This is a genomic window from Sphingomonas sp. Leaf407, from assembly GCF_001425385.1.
Lineage (GTDB): Bacteria > Pseudomonadota > Alphaproteobacteria > Sphingomonadales > Sphingomonadaceae > Sphingomonas.
Genome location: NZ_LMQO01000002.1, coordinates 520,317 through 538,133 on the forward strand (window position 1 = coordinate 520,317; position 17,817 = coordinate 538,133).

A 17,817-nucleotide genomic window follows, 5' to 3' on the forward strand; every position below is an offset into this window, starting at 1 on the left:
TCCTCTCTCCGCTTATATTCGCGAAGAAATTTCACCTGTCAAAACGAAAGGATCAGTAGACGACGACCGAGCGGATGCTTTCCCCGGCGTGCATCAGGTCGAAGCCCTTGTTGATCTCGTCGAGCGAGAGGACGTGGGTAATCATCGGGTCGATCTCGATCTTGCCGTTCATGTACCAGTCGACGATCTTCGGCACGTCGGTCCGCCCCTTCGCGCCGCCGAACGCGGTGCCGCGCCAGTTGCGTCCGGTCACGAGCTGGAACGGGCGGGTGGCGATTTCCTTGCCCGCTTCGGCCACGCCGATGATGATGCTGGTGCCCCAGCCGCGATGGCACGCCTCCAGCGCCTGGCGCATTACGTCGGTGTTGCCGGTGCAGTCGAAGGTATAGTCGGCACCGCCGTCGGTCAGCGCGACCAGATGCTGGACAAGGTCGCCGGCCACCTCGCGCGGGTTGACGAAATGGGTCATGCCGAAGCGGCGGCCCCATTCCTCGCGGTCGGGATTGATGTCGACGCCGACGATCAGGTTCGCGCCGGCCATCCGCGCACCCTGCAACACGTTGAGGCCGATGCCGCCCAGACCGAACACGATGATATTGTCGCCGGGCGCGACCTTCGCGGTGTTCACGACCGCGCCGACGCCGGTGGTGACGCCGCAGCCGACATAGCAGCTCGTCTGGAACGGGGCGTCCTCGCGGATCTTGGCAACGGCGATCTCGGGCAGGACGGTGAAGTTCGAGAAGGTCGAGCAGCCCATGTAATGATAGATCGGCTGGCCCTTGTAGCTGAACCGCGTGGTGCCGTCGGGCATCAGCCCCTTGCCTTGGGTGGCGCGGATCGCGGTGCACAGGTTGGTCTTGCCCGACAGGCACGATTTACACTGGCGGCATTCGGGGGTGTAGAGCGGGATGACGTGATCGCCCACCGCCACGCTGGTCACGCCCGCGCCGACTTCGCGGACGATGCCGGCACCTTCGTGGCCCAGCACCGAGGGGAACAGCCCCTCGCTGTCCAGCCCGTCGAGGGTATAGGCGTCGGTGTGGCAGATGCCGGTCGCCATGATCTCGATCAACACTTCCCCCGCCTTGGGGCCTTCGAGGTCGAGTTCGACGATTTCGAGCGGGCGCTTCGCTTCGAAGGCGACGGCGGCACGGGTCTTCATGGGATGTCTCCTGAGGTTGGGCGTGGGGTAGCGGCGAGCGACCGGGAACGGCAAGGGGGGACGCGCCGCCGCCGGTGGGCTAAGGCCGATCGACATTCAGCCAGACGATGGCTCTTGGCGGCTCCCCTCCCTGACTAGGGAGGGGTTGGGGGTGGGTCGGCCCGCGAGGAAACGTACGCGCTCCACAACCGGCCAACCCACCCCCAACCCCTCCCTTCCAGGGAGGGGAGCGGATTGGGAAGCCATTTCGTCGAATGTCGATCGGCGCTAGAGGGCGGGCGATGTCGCTTCGTTTCCTCCTGCCGCTCGCCGTCCTGCTGCTGTCCGCCTGTGCCGGGGGCGACTATCGCCCGGTCAGCGATGCCACGATCAAGGTCGGCGCGCCGTACCGGGTGCGGGGGGTCGCCTATGTCCCCGCCGCCGATCCGGGATACGACATGCTGGGGCTGGCCAGTTGGTACGGTGCCGAGTCGGGGAAGCGCACCGCCAATGGCGAGCGGTTTCGCAGCGACTGGGTGACGGGGGCGCACACCACGCTGCCCTTGCCCAGCTATGTCGAGGTGACGGCGCTCGATACCGGGCGGCGGATCGTGGTGCGGGTGAACGATCGCGGGCCGTTCGTCGGTAAGGGGCGCATCCTCGACCTGTCGCGCGGCGCGGCCGAGGCGCTGGGGGTGGCGCGCGCGGGGGTGGTGCCGGTGCGGGTGCGGATCGTCTCGCCCGACGAGCGTGACCGGGCGCGGCTGCGTAAGGGCAAGTCGGCGCTGGGGTTGCCGCCGGTCGATGCGGCGACGCTGGCGAATTTGCGGGGACAATTGCGGGCGGCGGGGTTCTGACGCGCCGGGCAAGGCGTAGCGAAGCTGCGTCGAGCCGCATCAGGCGCGTCCGGCCAGCGGCGGGGCCGCCAATACTATGATCCATCCACCTTGAAACAGGCGTCATCCCAGCGAAGGCTGGGATCTCCCGGGGCTGATGCCCAACAAGAGCCGCTGGATGCCCCAGCCTTCGCTGGGGCGACGTTCCGATGCAGGTGAATCAGACGCTGATCCCCGCCAAAGTTTACAAAGTTTACACTAGCGACGCATTTGTTGCGTAGCGTTCGCAACAAGGGCCAGGGCGTCGGGACGGGGCTGACAGGGTCAAAAAGCGGACACCTGCAAGGGTGCCGGCGGAGAGCCTGGCGGATCGACGGGGTGTAGGACAGCGGTTATCGGCCGGGGGCCTGTTCCGCCAGTTGCCTATCCTGCTCCGCCAGCACCGGTACGCCGAGCGCGGTACGCAGGCTGTCGGGAACGAGTGCGCGGTCATAGGGGTCGCGGGTCGGCGTCTGGCCGTTCATCTGGCGTGATTGCGTGCCGTAAATCTGCTTCTGGCCGATCATTTGCAGATAGCGGTCGAGCGTGGCGGCGGCGATCCAGCTTGCACCCGCCTTGCCGCGCGCGACGGCGGCCAGCGCGAGCGAATGGGCGAGGAGATAATCCTCGGGCTTGCCACCATGCTGGAACACGAAGGCGGCGGCGTAATAGTCCTCGCCGGTCGACAGCTTGCCGGTGTCGAGCAGGGTGCGGGCGCGGATGCGGCGCGCGGCATCGTCGGCGAGCATCTTCCGAACGAAGGGGATGTCCCGCATCTGCGCAGGCGTGATGTTGGTGCGGACCGCCTGATCCTCGGCGAACAGGCGGGCCATTTCGGGGTTGTCGGTCGGCGCGGCGCTCTGTGCCGCTGCCGCGACGGGGGTGAGGAACAGGGCCGACAGGGCGAGTAACGGGTGACGCATGGAACCTCGCGGATGGGAAGCGGGGTGGAACATGCGGCAGGCGTTGCGGGGTGTATATGCGAAAAGGGCGGCCCGTTGCGGGGCCGCCCTTTTCTGTTTCTGCCAGCGCCATGGGCGAAGCCCATGTCGTCGGTCGGGGCTTTTCGCCCCGCCGGCCGGTCGCGCTGAGGAAGTGCCTCGGTCCAGCTTTGCTGGACCTTGGCTCAGCGCGAATAGAATTCCACCACCAGGTTCGGTTCCATCTTCACCGGGTACGGCACTTCGTCCAGCGTGGGAACGCGGGTGAACGTCACCTTGGTGCCTTCGGCGCCGATGTACTCGGGGATGTCACGCTCGGCGAGCTGCTGCGCTTCGAGGACCAGCGCCATTTCCTGCGCCTTGGTGCCGAGCGAGATCTCGTCGCCGACGAAGCAGCGGCGCGACGCGATGTTGCACTTCACGCCGTTGACGCGGACGTGGCCGTGGCTGACGAGCTGGCGCGCGGCCCACACCGTCGGCGCGAACTTCGCGCGGTACACGATCATGTCGAGGCGCTGTTCGAGCAGGCCGATCAGGTTCTGGCCGGTATCGCCCTTCATGCGCGACGCTTCTTCGTAGGTGCGCTTGAACTGCTTTTCGGTGACGTCGCCGTAATAGCCCTTGAGCTTCTGCTTGGCGCGGAGCTGGATGCCGAAGTCCGACATCTTGCCCTTGCGGCGCTGGCCATGCTGGCCGGGGCCGTATTCGCGCTTGTTGACCGGGCTCTTGGGGCGACCCCAGATATTCTCGCCAAGACGGCGATCGAGCTTGTACTTGGCGCTGGAGCGCTTCGACATGGGTATTTCCAATGCAATTGCGTATGACGTTTGACCACCCGGCAGGGTGATCGCGAGTCCCGGTCTTCGCGGCCGGCGAATGCCGGGGCCACCGCTTCACCGGGGTGCGGGGCCAAATTGCGAAGCGGCGCGGTTAGACGGCGGGGGCGGTGGAGTCAAGGCGGGGGTGGGATTGGCAGCCGCGAGGCGCGCAATCGCGGGTTTTTGAACAGGGCGTCAGGGTCGATCGACATCCGGGCTGAGCGCCGGCAACCTTGCTCCCCTCCCTGGCAGGGAGGGGTTGGGGGTGGGTCGGGCCGTTAAGGAACGGACGCGCTCCACAACCGGCCAACCCACCCCCGGCCCCTCCCTTGTCAGGGAGGGGAGAAGCCGAACGTCGGTCCGCCCTCAATAATTCTGGCGGCTGGTGCGGCGGCGCATCTGTTCGACGTCGGTGTTGTTCGCCGCATCGATCGCCGCCCATTCGGTCGCGCTGTGGCATTCGCGCTTGGCGGCGACGCGCGATCCGGTGGGGGCGGGCATCTTGCGACATATGCGCTCGTTCGGGTTCTTGGGCGGCACCGGTGCGGCGGGTGGCGTCGGCGCTTGCGCGAGGAGGGCTGCGAGCAGGAGGGCGGTCGACATGGGGCAGGGTCCTTCGATGTGGCGCGCGGGCCGGACCCGATACAAGCAGAGTGGGATGCGCGGGGCAACCGGTTGGTCGCGAGACGGTCGACAGCGGCGTTCGCGACGCTAAAGCGGGTGGCCATGACGACCAAGATCCTGCCGCCCGCCGACTGCACCACCATGGCCGAGGTCCGCGCTGGCGTCGACAGCCTCGACCGCGAGCTGGTGGCGCTGCTGGCGCGGCGCTTCGGCTATATGGACGCCGCCGCGCGGATCAAGCCGGACCGCGGCGCGGTACGCGACGAGGCGCGGAAAGCGCAGGTCATCGCCAATGCGCGTGCGGCGGCGGTCGCGGCGGGTGCTCCCGAGGCGGCGATCGGCGAGCTGTGGGAAGCGCTGGTCGAGGCGTCGATCGCCCATGAACTGGCGCGGTTCGACGCGACGCGGGGGTAAGCCACAACGCACCCGTCATTCCGGCGCAGGCCTGAATCCACGGATACGGGCCGTAGCGGCTCCATCGCAAACCTCGCCTGTCCATGGATTCCGGCCTGCGCCGGAATGACGGGAAGCAGGAAGTTACCGGCGGCGCTTTGCCCCGTCCAGCGCCGACAGGACGCCGCGCATCGTGCGGACTTCCTGCGAGGTCCAGCCGGCCTTGGTGAGCAGGGTGCGCAGCGTGCGGCGCGAGGTGACGGCGCGTTCGGGCGGATAGAAGAACCGTGCCGCCTCCAGCATGTCGTCGAGCTGGCCGATCATTCCCTCCAGCTCCTCGTGCGGGGCGGGTTCGCCGAGATCGACGACCGGCGGGCTGGCCAGCCCCTCGCCCTTCGACCATTCATACGCAACGAGGATCACCGCCTGCGCCAGATTGAGCGAGCCGAATTCGGGGTTGATCGGCACGGTCAGGATAGTGCGGGCAAGCGCCACGTCGTCGGTTTCCAGGCCGGAGCGCTCCGGGCCGAACAGGATCGCGGAGCGGCCGCCCTCCGCGCGGATCGCGGTTGCCGCCGCCTCGGGCGTCACCACCGGTTTGGTGATGCCGCGCTTGCGCACGGTGGTCGCATAGACGTGCGCGCAGTCGGCGACCGCCTCGGCGACGGTTTCGTACACCACCGCGTTGCGCAGCACCTGATCCGCGCCGCTGGCGGCGGGACCGGCTTCGGGGTTGGGCCAGCCGTCACGCGGGGCGACGAGGCGCATCTCGACCAGACCGAAGTTCAGCATGGCGCGCGCCGCCTTGCCGATGTTCTGCCCCAGTTGCGGGCGGACGAGGACGATGACCGGCGCGTCGCTGCGGAGCGGTGCGGGGTCGCCGCGATGCTGCGCCGAGACGGTCGACCAGTCACCGCGGAACAGCCCTTCCTTCTTCTTGCGCGACCATTCGCCGACCTGTTCGACGCGGGCTAGTGCATCGGCTTCGTGGTCGAACCCCTCGCTCCACATCAGCTCGACGGGCAGGCGGTCCTGCGTATGGCCGAGCACGTCGCCCGCGCCATGTGCGGCGACGGCGCGGTCGAGATCGTCGGTGTGGCCGGTGAAATAGCTGCCGTCGGCGCAGCGCAGGATATAGGCGTGGAACATGGCCGCGTTCGATACCGCCGGTGGGCGGCGGGGGGAAGGGGGACGGACACGTCATCCCTTTGGACGGTGGGCGGCGGCGTTAACCATTGTTCAACACCATGTCCGGTAATCAAACCTCCGTACCAAAAGGCTCGCGATGGACAGGGCCTGGTGAACAGGGGTTGTGACATGGGGCAGAGCTTGAAGGGCGCGCATCGCCTGCATTCGGGCGACGAGGGATTGCGCTGGCTGGACCTCGGCATCCGCTATTCGAGCGGGACCGACGACACACGGATCGATCTGGTCGAGGCGCACAAGTGGTTCAATCTGGCGGCGATGTCCGGCCTCGACACCGCGCAGGAATGGCGCAGCGAGATCGCGACCGACATGACCGCGCGGCAGATTGCGCAGGCGCAGAAGGCCGCGCGGGCGTTCGTCGCGATGGGTGCGCGGGTTAACTGAGCGGCGGCATTGTGGTGTTGCCCTCTCCCCGGACAGGGGAGAGGGGCGAAGCGAGCCTGAGGCTCGCGCGCTCGCATTCGCGAGCGCTTCCCCTCTCCCAGCTCCGACTAGGCCCTTGCTTTGCAAGGACCAAGTCTGCGCATCCCTCTCCCCTGAAGGGGAGAGGGAAGGGGGGCTACTCGGCCTTTTTGGGTGCGGCCTTCTTCGCGGCGGGTTTCTTCGCCACCGGTTTTTTCGCCGGGGCGTCGGCGGCGTCGGCCTTCTTTGCGGCGGCCTTCTTCGGCGCGGCTTTCTTGGCCGGGGCCTTCTTCTTGCCCTTGGCCGGGGCGGCGGCGGCGCGGTCGTCGATCAGTTGCGCGGCTTCCTCCAGCGTGAGCGCCTGCGGGTCGATCGACTTGGGCACCGTCGCGTTGGTCGTGCCGTCGGTGATGTAGGGGCCGTAGCGGCCTTCCATCAGTTTCAACTCGATCTCGGTGCGGGGATGGATGCCCAGCACGCGCAGCGGTTCCTTCGCCGCGCCGCGTGCCGCGCGCCCGCCGCCCGCCGCCGCTTCGGCGAGCTTGACCACGGCGGCGTTCATTCCCGTTTCGAACACGTCGGCGGTCGTCTGCAACCGGGCATATTTGCCGGCGTGTTTCAGATACGGGCCGTAGCGCCCGATCGCCGCCTCGATCGGCTCGCCCGTTTCGGGGTGGTTGCCGATCGTGCGTGGCAGGCTGAGCAGTTTCAGCGCCCACTCCAGAGTCAGTTCGCCAATATCTTTGGGGATCGAGGCGCGCTTGGCCTCCTTGCCGTCGCCCAACTGGATGTACGGACCGAAGCGACCCGACTTGCGCTCGACCTCAAGGCCGGTCGCCGGGTCCTTGCCGAGGCCCTCGGGACCCGAGTCGCCTTCTTCCTCGCCGCCGGGCTGCGCGAAGCGGCGGGTGTATTTGCATTCGGGATAGTTGGAGCAGGCGACGAACGCGCCGAACTTGCCGCCGCGCAGCGCCAAGCGACCCTCGCCGCAATTGGGGCACAGGCGCGGATCGGTGCCGTCGGCCCGTTCGGGGAAGAGGTAGGACCCCAGGAACTGATCGAGCTCGGCGGTGATGGCGCTGGGTTGTTGCTCCATCACTTCCGAGGTGCGCGGCTTGAAGTCGCGCCAGAAGGCTTCGAGCACCGCCTGCCACTGGGCGCGGCCGCCCGAGACGTCGTCGAGCTCTTCTTCCAGCTCGGCGGTAAAGTCGTAGCCGACATATTTCTCGAAGAAGCGTTCGAGGAAGGCGGTCAGCAGCCGCCCGGTTTCCTCGGCGAAGAAGCGGTTCTTCTCGACGCGGACATAGCCGCGATCCTTGAGCACCTGAATGATCGAGGCATAGGTCGACGGACGGCCGATGCCGAGTTCCTCCAGCCGCTTGACCAGCGACGCTTCGGAGAAGCGCGGTGGCGGCTGGGTGAAATGCTGTTCGGCGACGACGTCCTTCTTGGCGGGGGCATCACCGGTGCGCAGCAGGGGAAGGCGGCGCGAATCCTCGTCCGCCGTATCGTCGCGGCCTTCCTCGTACAGCGCGAGATAGCCGGGGAAGAGCACGACCTGTCCGGTGGCGCGCAGGCCGGTCTGGCCGGTCTGGTCCTCCAGTTCGACGGCGGTGCGCTCCATCCGCGCCGATGCCATCTGGCTGGCGAGGGCGCGCTTCCAGATGAGGTCGTAGAGGCGGCCGTGGTCGCCCGATCCGGCGCGGTCCTTTGCAAAATCGGTCGGGCGGATCGCCTCGTGCGCTTCCTGCGCGTTCTTGGCCTTCGCCTGATACTGGCGCGGCTTGTCCGGCACGTAGCTGCCGTCGTAGCGCTTGGCGATCGCGCCGCGCGCGGCGTCGATCGCCGATCCATCCATCTGGACGCCGTCGGTCCGCATATAGGTGATCGCGCCGTCTTCGTAGAGGCTCTGCGCGATCCGCATCGTGTGGCTGGCGGCGAAGCCCAGCTTGCGCGCGGCTTCCTGTTGCAGCGTCGAGGTGGTGAAGGGCGGCGGCGGGTTGCGCGTCGCGGGCTTCGTCTCGACATTAATGACGGTGAAGCGGCCGTCGACGACCGCCGCCTTGGCGACCTCGGCCGATCCGGCATCGCCCAGCGACAGGCGGTCGAGCTTCTTGCCCTTCAATTTCACGAGGCGCGCGTCGAACGGCGTGCCGTCGGCCTCCATCTTGGCGATGACCGACCAATATTCCTGCGCGATGAACGTCTCGATCTCGCGCTCGCGCTCGACCAGCAGCCTGAGCGCCACCGACTGGACGCGGCCGGCCGACTTGGCGCCGGGCAGCTTGCGCCACAGCACCGGCGACAGGGTGAAGCCGACGAGATAGTCGAGCGCGCGGCGCGCGCGATACGCATCGATCAGGTCGGTATCGAGCTCGCGCGGGGCCTTCATCGCCGCGAGGATCGCCGGCTTGGTGATCGCGTTGAACGTGACCCGTTCGACTTCCTTGGGTAGCGCGCGGCGCTTGCGCAGCACTTCCTGCACATGCCAGCTAATCGCCTCGCCCTCACGATCGGGATCGGTCGCGAGGATCAGGCGGTCGGCGGTCTTGGCGAGATCGGTGATCGCCTTCAACTGCTTGGTCTTGTCGGCGTAGGTTTCCCAATCCATCGCAAAGCCGTCGTCGGGCTTCACCGATCCGTCCTTGGGCGGCAGGTCGCGGACATGGCCGTAGGAGGCGAGGACGCGATAGTCCGACCCGAGGTATTTTTCGATGGTCTTCGCCTTGGCGGGCGATTCGACGATGACGAGCTGCATGGCGGTGGCGAACGATCCCTTACGTGTACGTGCGAGAGTGGGGAGCGGCGGGGGGTGGCGTCAAGTCGGGTGGATGCGATGGGCCTGCAACATGACAGGGTGATGGCCCGGCCCGTTGCGGCGGCTGCCCGGGGTATATACATCGTCAGTATCTATCCGGAGGCGCGAATGACGAAGGCAGCGGTATTCACCATGAAGATCGAGCCGGAATTGCGGAGTGCGTTCGCAGCGGCGGCCGAAGCCGCGCACCGCCCCGCGTCGCAGGTCGTCCGCGAGTTGATGCGCGAGTATATCGACCGGCAGGAGGATGCGCGCGATCATGCCGCGTTCGTCGCCCGCAAGGTCGCCATCGCCCGCGAGGCGATCGGTCGCGACGAAGGGCGTGACGACTCCGCGGTGTCGGCCGACTTTGCCCGGCGCCGGGCGGGGCTTGTCGATCGGATATGAGGGTTCGCTGGACGGCGCAGGCCGAAGCGGATCGACTGGCGATCTGGGACTATCTGGCAGAGCGCAACCCGCGTGCGGCGATACGAATCGACGAAGCGATCGCGGCCACCGTGTCGCGGCTTCACGAATTTCCGCACCTCGGGCATCCCGGCGCTGTCGACGGCACCAGAGAGCTTCACCCCATCCCAGCTACCGCATCGTCTATGAGATTTTCGGGGAGTGCGTCTGGATCCTCGTGATCGTTCATGCGGCCCGTCAGTGGCCGCCGACGATCGATTGATCGCCCGGTTCAGCCAAGACTAACCCGTCCCCCCGCGTGCCGCTCCAGCCGTCCGGCCAGTTCCAACTCCAGCAACACCGTCTGGACGATGGCGGTGGGGCGGCCCGACTGGCGGACCAATTCGTCGACCGCGACCGGCACCGGGCCGAGCAGCGTCGTGATCCGGCTGCGGTCGCCGTCGTCGGCGTCGGCCGGGGTGGCGGGTTGCGGCACATAACCGCTACCGGGCGCGCGGAGCGCGCGCGGGTCGATCGGGCGGAGCATTTCGGCGACGTCGGCGGCGGTCTGGACCAGCGTCGCGCCTTCGCGGATCAGCAGGTTGCACCCTTGGGCGCGCGGATCGAGCGGCGATCCGGGGACGGCCATCACCTCGCGCCCCGCTTCACCCGCCAGCCGGGCGGTGATGAGCGAGCCGGACTTGGGTGCAGCCTCGATCACGACGGTGCCAAGCGACAGGCCGGCGATGATGCGGTTGCGCGAGGGGAAGTGGCGGGCGAGCGGTTGGGTGCCGGGCGGCTGTTCGGCGACGAGCAGGCCCTGCGTCGCCACCGCTTCCTGCAAATCGCGGTTCTCGGGCGGGAACACCACGTCGATGCCGCTGGCGATGACGCCGATCGTGGCATGGCCGATCGCCCCGCCGTGCGCCGCCGTGTCGATGCCGCGCGCGAGGCCGGAAACGACGACGAAACCGCCTGCGCCCAGTTCCTCGGCCAGCCCGCGTGCGAATCGCACCGCCGCCGCCGAGGCGTTGCGCGCGCCGACCAGCGCCACGCAGGGCCGGGCGGGCAGCGAGAGGTCGCCACGCACGATCAGCGCGGGCGGCGCAGTGTCCAGTTCGGCGAGGAGCGGCGGATAGTCGGGATCGCCGAGCAGCAGATAGCGCCCGCCCAGCGAACGGACGGCGGCGATCTCGCGCCGGACGATGGCCTCGTCGGCCAGCAGCGGCGGGCGGCCGCCACCGCGCGCGGCGAGCGCGGGCAGCGCGTCGATCGCGCGAATCGCATCGCCGTAGCGATCGATCAGCGCGCGAAAGGTAACGGGGCCGACATTGGCCGAGCGGATCAGGCGGAGCGCCGCGAAGCGCGCCGCGCTGTCAGTCACGCTTGCGGCCGATCCGGGGTTCGGTGCCGACCAGCAGCCGGTCGATATTCTCGCGGTGTTTCCACAGCACGATCGCGGCCAGCCCGAGGAACAGCAGCACCAGATCGAACCGGCCCGCCGCCGCCGCCGCGACCGGCGCGGCGACCGCCGCCGCCATGCCCGCGACCGACGAGATGCGCAGTGTGCCGAGCAGCCCGAGCCAGACGACGGCATAGGCAAGGCCGCTCAACGGGTGCAGCGCGACGACGACGCCCATCATCGTCGCCACGCCCTTGCCGCCGCGAAAGCGCAGCCACGGCGGATAGCAATGGCCGATGAACGCCGCCGCGCCCGCGACCAGTTGCTCGCCGGGAAACAGCGCGGCGACGAGTCCGACGGCGGCGGCGCCCTTCAACAGATCGAGCAGCAGCGTGGCGGCGGCCAGCCCCTTGCGGCCGGTACGCAGGACGTTGGTGGCACCGATGTTGCCCGACCCGATCGAACGCAGATCGCCCGCGCCGGCGATGCGGGTGAGCAGGATTCCCCACGGAATCGATCCCAGTACATAGCCGATCAGCATCGCCGCGACCGGCGGCCACCAGATGATTTCGCTCGGCAGTGATGCCCCCTGAACTTGCCGTCAACGCGGGCCAAGGTAAGGGAATGGAGGATTTCTTGCAACGCGGCGGGTGCGCCGGACGCGCCGAGGGTACGGATACGATCATGACGCAGGCGATACGACCGATCCTGTTCTTCGATTCAGGCGTGGGCGGTCTGTCGGTGGTGACGCCGACGCTGGCGCTGCTGCCGAACGCGCCGATCGTCTATGCCGCCGATTCGGCCGGGTTTCCCTATGGCACGCGGGGCGAGGGTGAGATCGCGGCGCGGGTGCCCGCGCTGCTCGGGCGGCTGGTCGAACGGTATCGGCCCAGGCTGGTGGTGATCGCGTGCAACACCGCCTCGACGATCGCGCTGGGCGCAGTGCGCGCGGCGCTCGATGTGCCGGTGGTGGGGACCGTGCCGGCGATCAAGCCCGCCGCGCTGATGAGCCGGAGCCGCGTGATCGGGGTGCTCGGCACGCAGGCGACGGTGCGCCAGCCCTATGTCGACGATCTGGCGGCGCGCTTCGCGGCGGACTGCACCGTGCTGCGGCATGGATCGGCGGCGCTGGTCGAACTGGCCGAGGCGGCGCTGGCGGGGGTGGCGCTGCCCGAGGGGGCGGTGGCGGCGGAACTGGACGGGCTGGCGGGGCAGGCGGGGGGCGGGCGGATCGACGTGATCGTCAACGCCTGCACGCATTTCCCGCTGCTGGAGGACGCGATGCGCGTGGTGCTGCCGGGCGTTGCGTTCATTGATGGCGGGCCGGGAATCGCGCGGCGGATCGTGGCGTTGACGGAAGGGCAGGCGTTTCCGGGGACGCCTTCGCCGGGGACGCTGGTGTTCACGCGGCTGGGGGAGCGGGAGGCGGTGCTGGGTGCGGCGTTGCGGTCGCGCGGGTTCGGGGTGGTCGAGGCGCTGTAGCGATTCGGGTTCACGCGAAGAAAAAGATTTGGTTCGCGCAGAGGCGCAGAGGCGCGGAGGGGGTGTGGCGCACGGTCGTTTTGCGCCGCATGGCGCTGGTCTGTGCCGCACTGTCGGATTGGGAGGGACGCTGCCGCGTCCGGGTCCTCTCTGCGCCTCCGCGCCTCCGTGCGAACCAAATCTTCTTCCTCGCGTGAAGCCGACTATCCCGCGCCACGGATGGGACAATATGTCCAACCCCGGCGATCAGCGTGACCGCTTTTATCCGCTGGCAACGCCTTGTTTCAGCGGGTACACCCGCGCCCCATGAGCATCGACGCACGTCCGGCCCGCTCGGTCGATTATAACCGTGTCTTCGCCCAGGCGATCGATCGTCTGCACGAGGAAGGGCGCTACCGCGTCTTTATCGACATCCTGCGTAACAAGGGGCAATTCCCCAACGCGCGCTGCTTCGCCGGGCACAACGGGCCGAAGCCGATCACCGTATGGTGCTCGAACGACTATCTCGCGATGGGGCAGCATCCCGCCGTCATCGCGGCGATGGAGGAAGCGCTGCACGACGTCGGCGCAGGGTCGGGCGGTACGCGCAACATCGGTGGCAACACCCATTATCATATCGATCTGGAAACCGAACTCGCCGACCTGCACGGCAAGGAAGCCGCGCTGCTGTTCACCAGCGGCTATGTGTCGAACGAGGCGACGCTGTCGACGCTGGCGCGGGTGCTGCCGGGCTGCGTGATCTTTTCCGACGAGCTGAACCATGCGTCGATGATCGCCGGCATCCGCCATTCGGGCTGCGAGAAGCGGGTGTTCCGCCATAACGACCTGCATCATCTGGAAGAACTGCTGGCCGCCGAGGACCCCGCCGTCCCGAAGCTGATCGCGTTCGAGAGCGTCTATTCGATGGACGGCGACGTCGCGCCGATCCACGCGATCTGCGATCTGGCCGACAAGTATAATGCGCTGACCTATCTCGACGAGGTGCATGCGGTGGGCATGTACGGCGCGCGCGGCGGCGGCATTTCGGAGCGTGACGACGCGGCCGACCGGCTGACGATCGTCGAGGGGACGCTGGGCAAGGCGTTCGGGGTGATGGGCGGCTATATCGCCGCCGATCGCACGGTGATCGACGTGATCCGGTCGTACGCGCCGGGGTTCATTTTCACGACCTCGCTGTCGCCCGTGCTGGTCGCAGGCGCGCTGGCCAGCGTGCGGCATCTGAAGGCATCGTGTGCCGAGCGCGACGGGCAGCAGGCGGCGGCGGGCACGCTCAAGGCGCTGTTCGCCGACGCCGGGCTGCCGGTGATGGATACGACCACGCATATCGTGCCGCTGATGGTCGGCGATCCGGTGAAGGCCAAGCGGATCAGCGACATCCTGTTGCGCGAATATGGCGTGTATGTGCAGCCGATCAATTATCCGACGGTGCCGCGCGGGACCGAACGGCTGCGCTTCACGCCGGGGCCGGCGCATGACGAGGCGATGATGCGCGACCTGACGGCGGCGCTGGTCGAGATCTGGGGCCGGCTGGAGTTGCGCAAGGCGGCCTGATTTCAGGTTCGCGCGGAGGTCGCGAAGTTCGGAGAAGTAGAAGAATTTAGGTTCGCGCGGAGGCGCGGAGGGGTTGCGGCTCACGGTCGTTTCATACCGTTTGATCGAGGCGTCGCCCCAGCGAAGGCTGGGGCCTCAAGCGGCTCCTGTCGCGCACCAGCCCCGGGAAATCCCAGCCTTCGCTGGGATAACGCCTTGTTTCAAGGTAGATGGGACCGGAATTCACGAAGGACACTGCCGCGTCCGAATCCTCTCTGCGCCTCTGCGCGAGCCGACCTTCCTCTTCGTATCGTCACACCCACGCGCGGATCAAAGTCCGCTTATCACCCGCTCCAACAGCAGCCCGGCGACCAGCGTCAGGACGGCGAGGCCGACCGATAGCGGCACCCGCAGCTTCATCCACCATGGCGGGACATGCCCCGCGCGCACCAGCGCCATGTCGACCGTGAGCGATACGAGCAGCCCGGCGGCGAGGATCGCCGCGCCCGACGTCGGGGATGGGAAGAACACCGCACCCGCCGCCAGCGCGACGAGCGAGGGCACGACCGCGACCGCCAGCCACAGTGCCAGCCCGGCCCCGGTGACGCGGGCGGCGGCGGCACCCCACCACATGCCGCCCAGAAAGCTGAGGATCAGCGCGGCGTAGAGCAGCGATAGCGTCAGCAGGAGCCCGCCGAGGAACGGATTGGTCAGCCACACGACGATCGCGATGATCGGCGGCAACAGCCCGGCATAGCCGAGCAGCAACGCCGACACCGGTGGCTTACGCGACGGTTCGACGACCGGATCAGTCACGGCAATAGCCTTCGCCCGACGCCACGGTCAGGCAGTCGCGCTTGTCCGCCAGCCATTTGAGGCCGGTCGCCGCGCCGTCGGACGGGCGCAGCAGCAGCGTTTCGCCGCCGCGCTCGAAGCGGATGCCCTCGGGCGTCACCGTGCCGGCGAAGCTGCCCTTGTTGTCGAGGTCATACTGCATCTCGAGTTGCACGTCGCCCTGTGCCGGATCGCTGACGACCAGGTACATTCCCTCGACGCCGGTCCAGCGGCCGAGGTAGCGCGTGGCGCTCGCCAGCGGCGTGGCGGTGGCGCTGGGGGTCGGCGTGGGTGTCGCCGACGGGGTAGGCGAGCGGGGGGCCGGCAGGTCGGCCTCGGCGCTGTTCTCGATCGCGGCCTGGGTGGCGGCCCCTTCGCTGCGCCGTTCGTTCGCTCCGCAGCCGGCCAGTGCCACCGACAGTCCCAGTCCGATCATCGCCCATCGCATCCGCCCGACTCCTTAGGCATTGCCTTCTTCTCGACCTAGCGCGCCGTGTCACGTCCCGCTAGAAGCTGCGCCATGGCCCGTATCGCACTCGCTTCCGACCATGCCGCCCTCGCGCTCAAGGCAGAACTCGCCACTTGGTTGCATGGCGAGGGGCATGACGTATCCGATCTTGGCCCGCATGAGGCGGCGAGCGTCGATTATCCCGACTATGGCTACAAGCTCGCGCAGGCGGTGGCGGGGGGCGAGGCCGACTTCGGCGTGGCGCTGTGCGGGTCGGGAATCGGCATCTCGATCGCGGTGAACCGGGTGGCGGCGTGCCGCTGTGCCTTGGTATCCGAACCGTTGTCCGCCGCGCTGGCGCGCGAGCATAACGATGCGAACGTGATCGCGATGGGGGCGCGGCTGGTGGGGTCGGAGATGGCGAAGGCTTGTCTGTCGGCGTTTTTGTCGACGCCGTTCGGGGGGGATCGGCATCGGCGGCGGGTCGACAAGCTGGGCAATCCGCCGGTTTGATTCACGCGAAGGCGCGAAGGGCGCGAAGAAAGAGAAGGTTTTTCGCGCAGAGGCGCAGAGGCGCGGAGGAGGTGTGGGGCACGGGCGTTTCGCTCCGAATTAGGCCTATTGTTTGCCGCTGGCGTTTGATGTGCCTGCCCTGAAACGAACGTCGTCCTAAGGCTGATCGACATTCAGCTATTCCGGTGCAGTCCGTAGTCGAAAACACTATCCTCCTTCGTCACCCCGGACTTGTTCCGGGGGCCACCGTGCAGCGATCGATGCCGCTCGAGGCACTTGCGATAGCGTGCGCGGCCAGGTGGACCCCGGAACAAGTCCGGGGTGACGGAGATGGTCTTTACTGGCGTTACGGCCGACGGAATGTTGATCGGTCCCAGCGAATGCTGAGATCTCCCGGTGGGTGTGCGTGACCGGAGCCGCGTGAGACCCCGACCTTCGCTGGGGTGACGTTTCGTGCAGGGGAAGCGGCTTGTGGAATCAAGCGATACGCTGCCGCGTCCGAATCCTCCTCTGCGCCTCCGCGCCTCTGCGCGAACAACCCTTCTTCTTCTTCTTCTTCTTCTTCTTCGCGACCTTCGCGCCTTCGCGTGAACCAAACGTCCGCGCGCTATGGAACCAAACCCCATCTGCCGGGTGGCATTTCGATGACAGGGCGACTAAGTGCGCGCGCAAGCCCATTCTCCTTCGGAGCCGCTTGACCCATGACCGCTATCGACCAGTTCCGCCCCGCCGGGTTCTTCGACACGTCGCTCGCCGATGCCGACCCCGCCGTCTTCGCCGGCGTCGCCCATGAGCTGGAGCGCGAACGCTATCAGATCGAGCTGATCGCGTCGGAAAACATCGTGTCGAAGGCGGTGCTGGAAGCGCAAGGGTCGGTCTTCACCAACAAATACGCCGAGGGCTATCCCGGCAAGCGTTACTATCAGGGCTGCCACCCGTCGGACGAGGTCGAGCAACTGGCGATCGACCGCGCCAAGGCGTTGTTCGGCTGCGGCTTCGTCAACGTGCAGCCGCATTCGGGCGCGCAGGCGAACGGCGCGGTGATGCTGGCGCTGACCAAGCCCGGCGACACGATCATGGGCATGAGCCTCGACGCCGGTGGCCACCTGACGCATGGCGCGAAGGCGGCGATGTCGGGCAAGTGGTTCAACGCGGTGCAGTACGGCGTCGACCGTGAGACGCATCTGATCGATTACGACGCGGTCGAAGCACTGGCGAAGGAGCATCGCCCCACGCTCATCATCGCCGGCGGGTCGGCCTATCCCCGCCAGATCGACTTCGCGCGGTTCCGCGCGATCGCCGATGAGGTGGGTGCCAAGTTCATGGTCGACATGGCGCATTTCGCCGGGATCGTCGCCGCCGGGCAGCATCCGACTCCGTTCGGCCACGCCCATGTCGTCACCACCACCACGCACAAGACGCTGCGCGGGCCGCGCGGCGGCATGGTGCTGACGAATGACGAGGCCATCGCCAAGAAGATTAATTCGGCGGTGTTCCCGGGGCTTCAGGGTGGCCCGCTGATGCACGTCATCGCCGCCAAGGCGGTGGCGTTCGGCGAGGCGCTGCGCCCTGAGTTCAAGGACTATATCCGCGCGGTGGTGGCCAATGCGCAGACGCTGGCGGCGACGCTGAAAGGGCGTGGCGCGAACGTCGTTGCCGGTGGCACCGATACGCATCTGGCGCTGATCGACCTGACGCCGCTGGGCGTCACCGGCCGCGATGCCGACGAGGCGCTGGAGCGCGCCGCGATCACCTGCAACAAGAACGGCATCCCGTTCGACCCGCTGCCCCCGGTCAAGACCAGCGGCATCCGCGTCGGATCGCCCGCCGGCACGACGCGCGGCTTCGGCGAGGCCGAGTTCACCGCAATCGGCCATATGGTCGCCGACGTGCTCGACGGTCTGCGCGCGAAGGGCGAAGCCGGGGACCCGCAGGTCGAGGCGGACGTTAAGGCCCGGGTTCGGGCGCTGTGCGAGCGGTTCCCGATCTATCCCGGTCTGTAAGGA

19 protein-coding genes are annotated in these 17,817 nt (G+C 67.8%); 9 read left to right on the forward strand and 10 right to left on the reverse strand.

From position 1 onward, the window contains the following. Window positions 1-52 precede the first annotated feature (52 nt). Window positions 53-1,162, reverse strand: coding sequence for an S-(hydroxymethyl)glutathione dehydrogenase/class III alcohol dehydrogenase (locus tag ASG37_RS08755; protein WP_055758353.1), 1,110 nt, complete (start codon window positions 1,160-1,162; stop codon window positions 53-55). A gap of 281 nt (window positions 1,163-1,443) precedes the next feature. Here ASG37_RS08755 and ASG37_RS08760 point away from each other — a divergent pair, with 281 nt between their 5' ends. Beyond that, the gene (locus ASG37_RS08760) at window positions 1,444-1,998 is read left to right on the forward strand and encodes a septal ring lytic transglycosylase RlpA family protein (RefSeq protein ID WP_082448140.1); all 555 of its coding nucleotides are present in this window, start codon (window positions 1,444-1,446) and stop codon (window positions 1,996-1,998) included. Window positions 1,999-2,369: 371 nt separating this feature from the next. On the opposite strand, the gene ASG37_RS08765 is transcribed toward ASG37_RS08760, so the two are convergent. The 3 genes from ASG37_RS08765 to ASG37_RS08775 form a co-directional block, all read right to left on the reverse strand. After that, window positions 2,370-2,939 (reverse strand): hypothetical protein, encoded by a 570-nt coding sequence (locus ASG37_RS08765; RefSeq protein ID WP_055758359.1) that lies wholly within the window; start codon window positions 2,937-2,939, stop codon window positions 2,370-2,372. A gap of 203 nt (window positions 2,940-3,142) precedes the next feature. Beyond that, window positions 3,143-3,754 carry a 30S ribosomal protein S4 gene (gene rpsD, locus ASG37_RS08770; protein ID WP_055758364.1) on the reverse strand — a complete coding sequence of 204 codons (612 nt, stop codon included), beginning with the start codon at window positions 3,752-3,754 and terminating at the stop codon, window positions 3,143-3,145. Window positions 3,755-4,141: 387 nt separating this feature from the next. After that, window positions 4,142-4,378 carry a hypothetical protein gene (locus ASG37_RS08775; protein ID WP_055758367.1) on the reverse strand — a complete coding sequence of 79 codons (237 nt, stop codon included), beginning with the start codon at window positions 4,376-4,378 and terminating at the stop codon, window positions 4,142-4,144. Window positions 4,379-4,501: 123 nt separating this feature from the next. Here ASG37_RS08775 and ASG37_RS08780 point away from each other — a divergent pair, with 123 nt between their 5' ends. Beyond that, complete coding sequence (locus tag ASG37_RS08780; protein WP_055758370.1) at window positions 4,502-4,813, forward strand: chorismate mutase; 312 nt, start codon at window positions 4,502-4,504, stop codon at window positions 4,811-4,813. A gap of 123 nt (window positions 4,814-4,936) precedes the next feature. Here the strand turns inward: ASG37_RS08780 and ASG37_RS08785 are convergent, their stop codons facing one another. Then, window positions 4,937-5,941 (reverse strand): TrmJ/YjtD family RNA methyltransferase, encoded by a 1,005-nt coding sequence (locus tag ASG37_RS08785; protein WP_082448142.1) that lies wholly within the window; start codon window positions 5,939-5,941, stop codon window positions 4,937-4,939. 168 nt (window positions 5,942-6,109) lie between these two features. Here ASG37_RS08785 and ASG37_RS08790 point away from each other — a divergent pair, with 168 nt between their 5' ends. Continuing rightward, window positions 6,110-6,382: a hypothetical protein gene (locus ASG37_RS08790; RefSeq protein WP_235525155.1), complete on the forward strand. Its 273-nt coding sequence runs from the start codon at window positions 6,110-6,112 to the stop codon at window positions 6,380-6,382. Window positions 6,383-6,557: 175 nt separating this feature from the next. On the opposite strand, the gene topA is transcribed toward ASG37_RS08790, so the two are convergent. Then, entirely contained in the window at window positions 6,558-9,158 is a 2,601-nt protein-coding gene (topA, locus tag ASG37_RS08795) for a type I DNA topoisomerase (RefSeq protein ID WP_055758372.1), read from the reverse strand. Between the two features lie 78 nt (window positions 9,159-9,236). Here topA and ASG37_RS08800 point away from each other — a divergent pair, with 78 nt between their 5' ends. Then, window positions 9,237-9,605 (forward strand): antitoxin of toxin-antitoxin stability system, encoded by a 369-nt coding sequence (locus ASG37_RS08800; RefSeq protein ID WP_235525156.1) that lies wholly within the window; start codon window positions 9,237-9,239, stop codon window positions 9,603-9,605. Next, window positions 9,602-9,844 carry a type II toxin-antitoxin system RelE/ParE family toxin gene (locus tag ASG37_RS17325; RefSeq protein WP_235525157.1) on the forward strand — a complete coding sequence of 81 codons (243 nt, stop codon included), beginning with the start codon at window positions 9,602-9,604 and terminating at the stop codon, window positions 9,842-9,844. The genes ASG37_RS08800 and ASG37_RS17325 overlap by 4 nt, the downstream gene beginning before the upstream one ends. Before the next feature lie 50 nt (window positions 9,845-9,894). Here ASG37_RS17325 and dprA read toward each other — a convergent pair whose 3' ends face one another. After that, window positions 9,895-10,986 (reverse strand): DNA-processing protein DprA, encoded by a 1,092-nt coding sequence (gene dprA / locus ASG37_RS08805; RefSeq protein ID WP_055758379.1) that lies wholly within the window; start codon window positions 10,984-10,986, stop codon window positions 9,895-9,897. Further along, on the reverse strand, window positions 10,979-11,545 hold the full coding sequence (plsY, locus tag ASG37_RS18040; RefSeq protein ID WP_055758382.1) for a glycerol-3-phosphate 1-O-acyltransferase PlsY: 567 nt from the start codon (window positions 11,543-11,545) through the stop codon (window positions 10,979-10,981). Before plsY ends, dprA begins: the two co-directional genes overlap by 8 nt. 143 nt (window positions 11,546-11,688) lie before the next feature. Between plsY and murI the strand changes: the two genes are divergently transcribed. Beyond that, window positions 11,689-12,486, forward strand: coding sequence for a glutamate racemase (gene murI / locus ASG37_RS08815; protein WP_055758805.1), 798 nt, complete (start codon window positions 11,689-11,691; stop codon window positions 12,484-12,486). Between the two features lie 306 nt (window positions 12,487-12,792). After that, on the forward strand, window positions 12,793-14,037 hold the full coding sequence (gene hemA, locus ASG37_RS08820; protein ID WP_055758385.1) for a 5-aminolevulinate synthase: 1,245 nt from the start codon (window positions 12,793-12,795) through the stop codon (window positions 14,035-14,037). 309 nt (window positions 14,038-14,346) lie between these two features. Here the strand turns inward: hemA and ASG37_RS08825 are convergent, their stop codons facing one another. Both ASG37_RS08825 and ASG37_RS08830 read right to left on the reverse strand, forming a co-directional pair. After that, window positions 14,347-14,832, reverse strand: coding sequence for a DUF3429 domain-containing protein (locus tag ASG37_RS08825; RefSeq protein ID WP_230636037.1), 486 nt, complete (start codon window positions 14,830-14,832; stop codon window positions 14,347-14,349). After that, window positions 14,825-15,298 carry a hypothetical protein gene (locus ASG37_RS08830; RefSeq protein WP_156349083.1) on the reverse strand — a complete coding sequence of 158 codons (474 nt, stop codon included), beginning with the start codon at window positions 15,296-15,298 and terminating at the stop codon, window positions 14,825-14,827. The genes ASG37_RS08825 and ASG37_RS08830 overlap by 8 nt, the downstream gene beginning before the upstream one ends. Before the next feature lie 72 nt (window positions 15,299-15,370). On the opposite strand from ASG37_RS08830, the gene rpiB reads away from it, so the two are divergent. Both rpiB and glyA read left to right on the forward strand, forming a co-directional pair. Then, window positions 15,371-15,811 carry a ribose 5-phosphate isomerase B gene (rpiB, locus tag ASG37_RS08835; protein ID WP_055758393.1) on the forward strand — a complete coding sequence of 147 codons (441 nt, stop codon included), beginning with the start codon at window positions 15,371-15,373 and terminating at the stop codon, window positions 15,809-15,811. 701 nt (window positions 15,812-16,512) lie between these two features. Next, window positions 16,513-17,814, forward strand: a complete 1,302-nt coding sequence (gene glyA, locus ASG37_RS08840) for a serine hydroxymethyltransferase (RefSeq protein WP_055758395.1) — start codon at window positions 16,513-16,515, stop codon at window positions 17,812-17,814. The last annotated feature ends 3 nt before the right edge of the window (window positions 17,815-17,817 follow it).